Annotated in this window: 7 protein-coding genes; 1 reads left to right on the top strand and 6 read right to left on the bottom strand. The window is 62.0% G+C overall.

The features are described 5' to 3' along the window. The 3 genes from ftsY to SYN63AY4M2_RS14340 form a co-directional block, all read right to left on the bottom strand. The coding region (ftsY, locus tag SYN63AY4M2_RS03830) for a signal recognition particle-docking protein FtsY (RefSeq protein ID WP_099887481.1) at nucleotides 1-1363 on the bottom strand (1363 nt) is incomplete at its 3' end. 90 nt (nucleotides 1364-1453) lie between these two features. Further along, nucleotides 1454-2302, bottom strand: coding sequence for a formyltetrahydrofolate deformylase (purU, locus tag SYN63AY4M2_RS03825; protein WP_099884195.1), 849 nt, complete (start codon nucleotides 2300-2302; stop codon nucleotides 1454-1456). Between the two features lie 318 nt (nucleotides 2303-2620). Further along, the gene (locus tag SYN63AY4M2_RS14340; protein WP_099884193.1) at nucleotides 2621-2968 is read right to left on the bottom strand and encodes a TatA/E family twin arginine-targeting protein translocase; all 348 of its coding nucleotides are present in this window, start codon (nucleotides 2966-2968) and stop codon (nucleotides 2621-2623) included. A 201-nt stretch (nucleotides 2969-3169) separates the two neighbouring features. Between SYN63AY4M2_RS14340 and secA the strand changes: the two genes are divergently transcribed. After that, a complete protein-coding gene (secA, locus tag SYN63AY4M2_RS03815) occupies nucleotides 3170-6025 on the top strand; it encodes a preprotein translocase subunit SecA (RefSeq protein ID WP_168175117.1) in 2856 nt (951 codons plus the stop codon). An 82-nt stretch (nucleotides 6026-6107) separates the two neighbouring features. Here the strand turns inward: secA and SYN63AY4M2_RS03810 are convergent, their stop codons facing one another. From SYN63AY4M2_RS03810 to SYN63AY4M2_RS03800, 3 genes are read right to left on the bottom strand one after another with little or no spacing between them, the layout of a single operon-like run. Further along, complete coding sequence (locus SYN63AY4M2_RS03810) at nucleotides 6108-6866, bottom strand: PspA/IM30 family protein (protein ID WP_099884191.1); 759 nt, start codon at nucleotides 6864-6866, stop codon at nucleotides 6108-6110. Between the two features lie 37 nt (nucleotides 6867-6903). Continuing rightward, the gene (locus SYN63AY4M2_RS03805; RefSeq protein ID WP_099887221.1) at nucleotides 6904-7611 is read right to left on the bottom strand and encodes a polysaccharide deacetylase family protein; all 708 of its coding nucleotides are present in this window, start codon (nucleotides 7609-7611) and stop codon (nucleotides 6904-6906) included. A 12-nt stretch (nucleotides 7612-7623) separates the two neighbouring features. Then, on the bottom strand, nucleotides 7624-10131 hold the full coding sequence (locus tag SYN63AY4M2_RS03800; RefSeq protein WP_099887479.1) for a U32 family peptidase: 2508 nt from the start codon (nucleotides 10129-10131) through the stop codon (nucleotides 7624-7626). Between the last annotated feature and the right edge of the window lie 219 nt (nucleotides 10132-10350).

Genomic DNA, 10350 nt, shown 5'->3' with positions numbered 1-10350 from the left:
CGATAAAGCGGATGGGCAAGTGCATCTGCTGGGTAATGGCCAGGGCAATCCCCCCCTTGGCGGTGCTGTCCAGCTTGGTGAGGATGACGCCGGTTAGCTTGGCCACTTCGGCAAACACCTGGGCCTGGCGCAGGCCGTTTTGCCCTTGGGTGGCATCCAAGACCAAGAGGCTTTCCACCTTGGCTTCGGGAGCTTTCTTGTCAATGATGCGGCGGATCTTGGCCAGCTCCTCCATCAGGTTTTTCTTGTTTTGCAGGCGGCCTGCCGTATCCACCAGCAGCAGCTCCGTACCTCTGGCCTTGGCGGCGTTGATGGCATCAAACACCACGGCTGCCGGGTCGGCATTGGGAGACGGGTTGGCGATGACATCCACCCCCGCCCGTTCTGCCCAGATCTTGAGCTGCTCGACGGCAGCAGCGCGGAAGGTATCGGCGGCAGCAATTAGACACTGGTAGCCGGACTGGCGGGCCACATGGGCAATTTTGCCGATGGTGGTGGTCTTGCCCACCCCATTCACGCCGACGATCAGCCAAATGTTGAGCCTGCCCCGCTGCGGCGCAAAGGTGGGATCCCCTACCGTCAGCATCTGCCGCATCTGCTGCTTGAGGTACTTCACCGCCTCCTCGGGGGGCACCACCTCCTCGCGCATGCGTTTTTGCAGGGCCTGGATGATCTGCTCAGTGGCCTCAACGCCCACATCCGCCTGCAGCAGCATCGTCTCAATTGTTTCGACCGCCTCTTGATCAAGAGGCCCCCGGCCTATTAGAGCCTTTAACTGGTTGATCAGGTTGAGGCGGGTTTTGCCCAGACTCCGCCGCAGCTTTTGCAGCCAGGAGATCTCTTCTACGGAGATCTCTTCGGGCTTGCGCCCTTGGGCTGCCAGGATCTCGGCTGACCAGCGAAAGCCCTCGTCGAAAACCACCTCTTCCGCCGCCGGCTCTGGGGGCGGGGCAGCCACGGCTGCCGCCATTGGCTCCGGTTCCTCCACAGCGGTTGCCTTTAGGGCTTGCAGGCGCTCGGCAGCACGGGGGGCCAGATCAAAGAAGGAGGCCGCAGCAGCCGACTGCTCAGGAGGCGATGGGGGAGAGACTGCCTCAGTTGCTGCAACTGCTGGGGCAGAGCCCTCGCTTGCAGGCGATTCTGCTGCAGGGGTGGCTGGGGAGACAACCTTTGCTTGAGTGGCTTGGGCAGCAGCTCGCGCTTTCAGGTTGGCATAGGCGGCCTTGGCAAAAGCCAAATAGTCCTCCGGCGACATCGCTGCCGACTCTGCCGCTGGGGGAGGCGTCGACTCGGCATTTGGGGGAGAAGATTCTGCTTCGCCCTTGAAGTCGGTGTAGCGACGGCGAAACCAATCAAAGGCCATAATCCCACCTCTACTTTTGTTTTCCAGTTTGGCAGAGCAGCTCTCTTTCGGGAGCGCGGCTCTGCAATCCTGGGGAACGGCGCAGCTCCTTCAAGCGAACACCACAGTCTTGTTGTGGTAGACCAGCACGCGATTTTCCAGGTGATAGCGCACGGCCCGGGCCAGGACTAGGCGCTCCATGTCGCGGCCCTTGCGAATGAGGTCGGCTACTGTGTCGCGGTGACTTACCCGCACCACGTCCTGCTCGATGATCGGCCCTTCGTCCAGCTCCTCGGTGGCGTAGTGGGCGGTGGCGCCGATGATCTTGACGCCCCGCTGGTGGGCGCGCTGGTAGGGGTTGGCGCCGGCAAAGGCAGGCAGGGTGGAGTGGTGAATGTTGATCACCGGGGGCGCCTGGCGGAGCAGCCACCCGCTCAGCACCTGCATGTACTTGGCCAAGACCACCAGGTCAATGCGATATTCCTGCAACAGGGCGAGCTGGCGGGCCTCTGCCTCGGCCTTGTTCTCCGGAGAAACAGGGATGTGGTAGTAGTCAATGCCAAAAGAGCGGGCCAGCGGCTCCAAATCGGGATGGTTGCTGATGATCAAAGGAATCTCCGCCAGCAGCTCCCCAGCCCTCTGCCGCCAGATGAGATCCAGCAGACAGTGGGGCTGCTTGCTAACCCACACCGCAATGCGCCGGCGCGTGTCGGAAAAATGCAGCTCCCAGTTGGCCTGGATCCCGCGGGCAATCCCAGAGAAAGCGGGGACAATCTCCGAGCGTTCCAAGCGAAAGCCCTCTAGGTCCCACTCGATGCGGCTCAGGAACAGCCCTGCCTCGAGATCTGTGTGGTGGTCGGCGTGAAGAATGTTGCCGTCGTAACTGTAGATAAAGTTAGAGAGCTTGGCTACCAGCCCTTTTTGATCGGGGCAAGAGACCAACAGGGTGGCCGTGGGCATAGAAGTGCAAAGAGCTCGCCCCTTTACCCTAGGGCCTGGATCGGTCTCCGAGCAAGCACCCCTGGCCAAGGGGTTTCAGTCCTGTCGGTTGATCTCCTGCAACAACCAGGGATCCACCGGCCGACCATCCCAACGCCTGAGGTCGATGCGAATCCCCATCGTCGCCGAGGAGCCGGCAGGGGGCAGCTCCTGGTGAGATCTCGGAGTCGGAGGGGTTTTGGCCGTGTTGCCGCAGCCCGGCTGCTACCTCCGCCGGAGCAAAACGAACAGGTGCGTGATCTCCATGCCGAAACAGAGCAGGTTGCAGCGGGGCATAGACTAGGCAGCATCCGCCGTTGACGAGCCCTCGGACGGGGATGCGGCGGCCACAGGCTCTGCTTCGGCAGCCGGCTTTGTGGACGGGTCGGCTGTGCCGGTCGAGTTGGTTTGGGTTGGGGCTGGAGCTGCTGTTTTGGCGCCCTTGGGAGCGGCTGTGCGGGCGGCCTTTTCCAGCTCCTCGGCTTCCTGGGTTAACTGGGCCTCAAACTCTCTGGCGGCATCCTGCAAGCTGCGCAAGGTTTTGGCTAGGGCACGGCCAATCTCCGGCAGCTTGCGCGGCCCAAACACCAAGAGGGCCACCGCAAAGATAACCAGCATTTCCGGCAGTCCAACGCCTAGAAAGTTCATAAGCCCTGGGATCCCTTCGCTTCCCTAGCCTGACATCTTCTTGCCCTTGGCCGCAAGCACTTTCCCCCCTCCAGGGCTTGGGGCTTTCTTGGCAAAGGGCTGTTGCCGTCTTGGCTGGGCTGGCCGGCCAAGCCAATTGGAATGGTAAAATTGCGCTATATCGCTACTTTAATGATTGGCCTAGGCTTGCCCATGCTCCAAATTCTCCAGAAGCTCCTTGGGGATCCCAACGATCGCAAGATCCGCAAGTACCTGCCTGTTGTCAAGCTGATCAACTCGCTGGAGATTGAGATCGCCTCCCTTTCGGATGCGGAGCTCAGGGCCAAGACCACCGAGTTTCGCCAGCGATTGGATAGAGGGGAGTCCCTCGACGATCTCCTGCCCGAGGCTTTTGCAGTGGTGCGGGAAGCGGCCAAGCGGGTTCTCAACTTGCGCCACTACGATGTGCAGCTCATTGGCGGCATGGTGCTGCACGAGGGCCAGATTGCCGAGATGAAAACTGGCGAAGGGAAAACCCTGGTCGCCACCTTGCCTGCCTATCTCAACGGCCTGACCGGGAAAGGGGTTCACATCGTTACTGTCAACGGCTACTTGGCCCGGCGGGACTCGGAGTGGATGGGGCAGGTGCACCGCTTCCTGGGCCTGACCGTCGGCCTGGTGCAGGAGGGCATGTCCACCGACGAGAAGCGGCGCAGCTACCACTGCGACATCACCTACTGCACCAACAGCGAGCTGGGCTTCGACTACCTGCGGGACAACATGGCCACCGACATCAAAGAGGTGATGCAGCGGCCCTTTAACTACTGCATCATCGACGAGGTGGACTCCATCCTCATCGACGAGGCCCGCACTCCCCTGATCATCTCCGGCCAGATGGCCCGCCCCTCCGAAAAATACCTCAAGGCGGCTCAGGTGGCGCGGGAGCTGATCCGGGACGAGCACTACGAGGTGGACGAAAAAGCCCGCAACGTCATCCTCACCGACGAAGGGTTTGAGGCGGCGGAGCGGCTGCTGGGGGTCTCCGACCTGTTCGATCCCAAGGATCCCTGGGCGCACTTTGTCTTTAATGCAGTGAAGGCCAAGGAGCTCTTCATCCGGGATGTCCACTACATCGTCCGCAACCAAGAGGTGGTGATCGTGGACGAGTTCACCGGGCGGGTGCTCCCCGGTCGCCGCTGGTCGGACGGGCTGCACCAGGCGGTGGAGGCCAAGGAGGGGGTGCCGATTCAAAACGAGAGCCAAACCCTGGCCACCATCACCTACCAAAACCTCTTCCTGCTCTACCCCAAGCTCTCCGGCATGACAGGCACTGCCCGCACCGAGGAAGCCGAGTTCAGCAAAACCTACAACCTAGAAGTCACGGTGATCCCCACCAACCGGCCCATTCGCCGCAAAGATGCCCCCGATTTGGTGTACAAGACCGAAAACGCCAAGTGGAAAGCGGTCGCCGAGGAGATTGCCCACATGCACGCCCAGGGGCGCCCTGTTTTGGTGGGAACCACCAGCGTGGAGAAATCCGAACGCCTCTCGGCCATGCTCAAGGAAATGGGGATCCCCCACAACCTCCTCAACGCCAAACCGGAGAACGTGGAACGGGAGGCGGAAATCATCGCCCAGGCAGGACGCAAAGGTGCTGTAACCATTGCTACCAACATGGCCGGGCGGGGCACGGATATTATTTTGGGCGGCAATGCGGAGTACATGGCCCGCCTCAAGCTGCGGGAACGGCTGATGCCCAAGCTGGCCCAACTGGACGCCGACAACCCCCTGGGATCCGTTCCCATGGTGGGACGGGGCGGTGGGCAAGGGTTTGGCGGAACCTCGCCCAAGCCGAAAAAATCCTGGACGGTGGTCTCTCCCAACTTTTACCCCTGTGAGCTGTCGGCCCGCACCAGCCAGGCTTTGGACGAGGTGGTGGCAGCCGCAGTGGCCAAGTACGGGTTGAACCGTCTGCCGGAGCTGGTGGTGGAAGATCTCATCGCGGTGGCCTCGGAGAAGGCGCCGGTGCAGGATCCTCTGATCTTGCAACTGCGGGAGGTCTACAACAGCATCAAGGCCGAGTACGAAAAGGTCACAGAGGCCGAACACGAGGAGGTGGTGCGGCTGGGGGGCTTGCATGTCATCGGCACGGAGCGCCACGAGTCCCGCCGCATCGACAACCAGTTGCGGGGCCGCGCCGGACGGCAAGGAGACCCTGGCTCCTCGCGCTTTTTCCTCAGCCTAGAAGACAACCTGCTCAAGATCTTCGGTGGCGAGCGGGTGGCCAAGCTGATGGACATGTTCCGGGTAGACGAGGACATGCCCATCGAGCACCCGCTGCTTTCCAGCAGCCTGGAGAACGCGCAGCGCAAGGTGGAAGTGTATTACTTTGACCTGCGCAAACAGGTGTTCGAGTACGACGAGGTAATGAACAACCAGCGGCGGGCCATCTACTCGGAGCGGCGGCGCATCCTGGAAGGGGAGAACCTCAAACCCAAGATCCTGGACTACGTGCGCAAGACCGTTGAGGAGATCGTGCAAGCCCACGTCAACCCGGAGCTGCCGCCGGAAGAGTGGGAAATCGACAAGCTGACGGCCAAGATGCAGGAGTTCGTTCCCCTGCTCAAAGAGAACCTCAAGGCCGACGACTTGCGGGATCTCTCCTATCAGGAAATCCTAGACCACCTGATCAAGCAGGCGGAGCTGGCCTACGAGGCCAAAGAGGCTTTCTTGGATACGTTCGAGCCCGGCTTGATGCGGAAGGCGGAGCGCTTTTTCCTGTTGCAGCAGGTGGACACCCTCTGGCGGGAGCACCTGCAGCAGATGGAGGCGCTGCGGGAAGCGGTGGGCCTGCGCGGCTATGGCCAGCGGGATCCCCTCATCGAATACAAGAACGAGGGCTACGAGCTGTTCCTGGAGATGATGGACAACATCCGCCGCAACACGGTCTACAACCTGTTCGTTTTCACGCCCCAGCTCGTGCAAGTGCCACAGGTGGCACAAGCCGTCCCGGCGCAGGCAGTGGCTGCCAGCCCCGAGACCGGTGGGGTGGTGGAGGCCGATTTCGCCGAGGACTAGGTTTACCCTATCTCCTGGGAACGACACCTCAGCGTAAGGAAAAGCCCCGACAAGGCGGAGCAATAGCCAGAAGGGATCCCCACTATTGGGGAAGCCGCTTCTCGAAATCCAGATCCGGCAAGGGCAGATTGGCCGAGCCGCCTCCTTGGCCGGTGAGCATGGCCAGGCGGCGGGAGACCTCGTCGTCGAGGGCCATTTCGTCCAGTTGGGCGGCAAGTTGCTCGCTGCGATCCTCGGAGAGCTCGCTCAGGGCGCGCGCCTTGAGCTGGCGAGCCTGGATGGCGTTCTTGGCCGCCTCAAATTGGGACTTGGCCGAGTCAATGCTATAGGCGTTGTTAACGCGGGTCATCTGTTCAAGGGCTTTGTTCACCTCGTAGATGTCTTTGAGGTTGCTCAGCTCGCTCTTGTAGGCCGCCAGCCGCTCTTTTTCGCGGGCCAGCTTTTGCTTGGCAGCGGTGACGTAGCGCTCTGCTGTTTCCACATTCTCCTTAAGCGGGCCGAGAATCGCTTCAATGCGCAGCGCTTCTGCCATGGCCAGGCGGGCAGCTTCTTGATCCCCCCGTTGGGCGGCCAGGCGGGCTTTGTTCTCCAGGGCCCGGTACTCGCGCACCTTTTGCATGTATTTCTGTTCGGCGCGCTGGTAGGCGGCCACCTGGGTGGCGACGGCTTCGGTGAGGCGTTGCACCGTTTCTTGCATGGCCCGCAGCGATTCTTCTGCCACCATCACCGCCCCTGTGCCGCCCTTGTCCACTGGGATCCCCCACAGCCAGTTCCAAGTGCCGACAATAACGCTGCCGGCCCGCTGCCCAAAAATGCCGTAGATGATCTTGCGCGCGCCCATGGCTTGCCTCCTTGTCGATGGCTGACTCCTACTGTATTCAATCTTTTCCGCAACTGGGAAGGTCTGCGGGATCCGGCAGGCCGGCAAAGTCAAACCCCTCTTCTCTCAAGGCCGGGATCAAACGGCGGACTACCTCGGCTACCTGAGATCCCCCCTGGACGCCGTCGTGGAGCACGATCAGGGAGCCGGGCCGCACTTGGTTGAGCACCCGCTCCACCACCACGGCCACCGGCGGGCAGAGCCAATCCTCCGGCACCACACTCCACATCACCGGTAGATACCCCCAGGAGCGCAAGTCGGTTAGCGTCCGGGGCCAGAAGAGACCGTTGGGGGGGCGCACAGCCCGATACTCTTCTGGGGTGCCGCCACAGGCAGCCACGAGGGTATCCTGGCTGCGTCGCAAGCTCTGTAGCAGTTCACCGCGGCTAAGCTGGGTAAACGAGCGGTGCTGCCAGCCGTGCAGGCCAATCTCGTGGCCCTGTTGGCGAATTTGCCGCACCAGGTGAGGCCAGCGCTGCACCCGTTCCCCCAACACAAAGAAGGTGGCCGGCACCTGAAACTCCTGCAAAACCCGTAAGAGAGCTGGCGTGTGCTGCGGGTGGGGGCCGTCGTCAAAGGTAAGGGCCACCTGCTGCTTAGGATGCGGGGGCAGCTCCCAGAGAGCCTCCGGGAAAAGAGTCTTCAGGCTCCGGTGCAGGAGGGGGTAGAGGGCGGGGGGGAGCATCTGCTGCGGCGAAAAGAGCATGGGCGTCCCTCGTCAACTTTCCAGAGAACCGCGTGTTACCCCTAGCTGGCTGTGGAGCTTCAGCTGGCGCCACAGTTGAGAGCCACTCATCTGGCCCTGAAGGAGTTGCTGGTAACAACGCAGAGTTTGTTGGATCTCCGCAGGAGACTCCTGGAGGAACTCGATGCGCAGATAGCGCAGCCCCAGATCCAGCAGTTTTTGCACATATTCTGCCCCAGTCTGGGCTTTGCCGTTGTAGAGGGTGTTGCGACAGCCGGCATCCGCTTTCAAGATGTGCTCCACATTGGCCCTATCCCTTAGCTTTACCTGGTGTTTTTCGCAGGGGCGACCACAGTTGGTGTAATCCGTGCCACTGGACAAAAAGGCGCAGAAGACGCAGTGCTCCATGTGGAACATGGGCATGTGCTGGTGGATGGTAACCTCGTACCAGTGGGCGGGGCCGGCCTGCAGCAGGGATCCCAGTTGCTCGTGGTTGAGGTCATAGGAGGCGGTCAGGCGCTCCAGGCGGTAGCGGGTTTTCAAGTAATGGGCGGCGAGGGGATTGGCCACGTTCAAGGAAAAATCGCCAATGCAGCGCTGGTTGGCAAAAAAGCGCAGGTGGTCGTAGTTGCGCACCAGGTAGCCATCGGCTCCTGCCGCCAACACTTGTTTTAAAATCCAGGTCTCTCCCGGCTTGGTGATGCGGGGTGGGGCCGCCCACAGCTCCACCTCAGGGTGAGCAGCTTTGGTAGCGCGGATAACTTCCCGGTAGCGGCGGGGATCCTCAAACTCCAGGTAGATCTGCCGGATGCCACAGGCAAGCGCCGCCGGCACCTGCTCCGGCTCCCGCACCAACACCACTAGCTGGGGCGATCCCAGCTCGGCTTGCTCCTGGGGCGGCAGCAGGTCTTGCCAGCAGGCTTCAGGATTGAGCTGCCAGCGGCGGGGCCGGGCCCGCAGCGCTTGCAACTGCTCCACTGCCTGGCGCCGCATCTGGTTGAGGACGCTGACCGGCAGCATCACCTCCCCCTCCAGGGCGTTGTGCAGGGATCCCAGCCGGAAGGGCGTGCCCCCTAGGCGGCCCAGTTGCTGCCGCAGCTTCTCGTCGGTGAGGGGCTGCTGGCGAGCGGGTTGCAAAGGCAGTGGGGAATCCACCTGCACCACGTGGCCCTCTTCGTCCCGTAGGATCAGGGTCAGTGGCAGTCCAGCCTGGCCGTGCACTTCCAGGTGGATGGGGCGTTGAAAGCGAGGCTGATCCCCGGCATAGCTCTGGCGCAGGCGCTTTTCTAGCTCCGGGTCGCTGGTCTTCCAGAGGCGATCCCCCACCCGCAGGCGTTTGCAGTCAACGGCCCCCCGGGCAAAGCCGAGCCAGGCCAACCCCTGCCTCTCCTGCACGCAGTAAACCCGCCCTCCTTGCTCGGGCAGCTCCGGCTCTCCCTGGTCAAAGACCACCCCATCCCCCGGCTTGAGGGGGGCTTCTAGGCGCACCCCCACCTGATCCCCTTCGATCTTCAGCACCTGCCCCAGGTAAACCCCCCGCTTTTTGCCAAAACGGGCGTGTACCAGCTCCTGGTTGTTGATGCCCCGCAGCCAGCCGGTGGACAAGCCGCGGGAAAAGCTCATCTCCAGCTCATACCATTCCTGGGCTGAGGGCTGCCACGCCTGCCCTGCCCCCAGAGCGTCCAAGGCCCGCCGATAGATGCGCGTTACGTTAGCTACATATTCCGGCGATTTCAGGCGGCCTTCAATTTTCAAACAGTGGATCCCCAGCTTGACCAGCTCCGGCAGCACCTCCAGCCCGGCCAGATCCTGGGGGCTGAGCAAATACCGCTTCTCGCCCAAGTCGCGCCGGATCCCGTCCACCACCAGCTCATAGGGCAGGCGACAGGCCTGGGCGCATTCTCCACGGTTGGCCGAGCGTCCTCCCAGGGCTTCGCTGGTCAGACATTGCCCGGAGTAGGCCACGCAGAGGGCCCCATGGACAAACACCTCCAGAGCAATTGGGGATCCCCTCTCTTCCAGATGGGCGCGGATCTTGGCTATTTCCTTGAGGGAACACTCCCGCGCCAGCACCACCACCTCGCAGCCCAGCTCGGCGGCAAACTCAGCTCCCACGCCGCTGGTGACAGTCATCTGCGTCGAGGCGTGGATGGGGAAATCGGGAGAAAGATGCCGAACCAGGCGGGCAATGCCGACATCCTGCACAATGACCGCGTCTACTCCCGCTGCTGTCATCGCGCGGATGTACCGTTCCGCCTCCTCCAGCTCCTCGGGAAAGACCAAGGTATTTAAAGTTACGTAGCCCCGCACCCCGCGCCGGTGCAGCCAGGCCATCAGCTCCGGCAAATCCGCTTCGGTGAAGTTGCGGGCGCGCAGGCGAGCGTTGAACCGTTCCAGCCCGAAATAGATGGCATCGGCTCCGTTTTCCACCGCCGCCTTTGCACACTCCCAATCCCCCGCTGGCGCAAGCAGCAGCGGCAGCTCGGCGGGCAAGGCCGCCGCCAGACGTTCGGTTTTGAGGGAACTTATCGAAGCGCTCATGAGAAGAACCCTGAGAAAAAACAAGGGATCCTCTCCCATTCAAAAGCAAAAAACCTGAGAGCAGGATCCCCCTTGCCTCAGGCCAAGCCCTACTGCCGGCGGGCCCTTGACAACGCAAAAGACCGAGGTCTCAGAAAGCCTCAGACCGTCCGCCAACTACAGCGCTAGCAGCACATTCAGGATCCCGGTGAGAATGGCACTGAACAGGGCCAGCGTAAT

The organism is Synechococcus sp. 63AY4M2 (genome assembly GCF_002760475.1).
Classification (GTDB): Bacteria; Cyanobacteriota; Cyanobacteriia; order Thermostichales; family Thermostichaceae; genus Thermostichus.
This window is presented reverse-complemented; position numbering and strand designations above follow the sequence as displayed.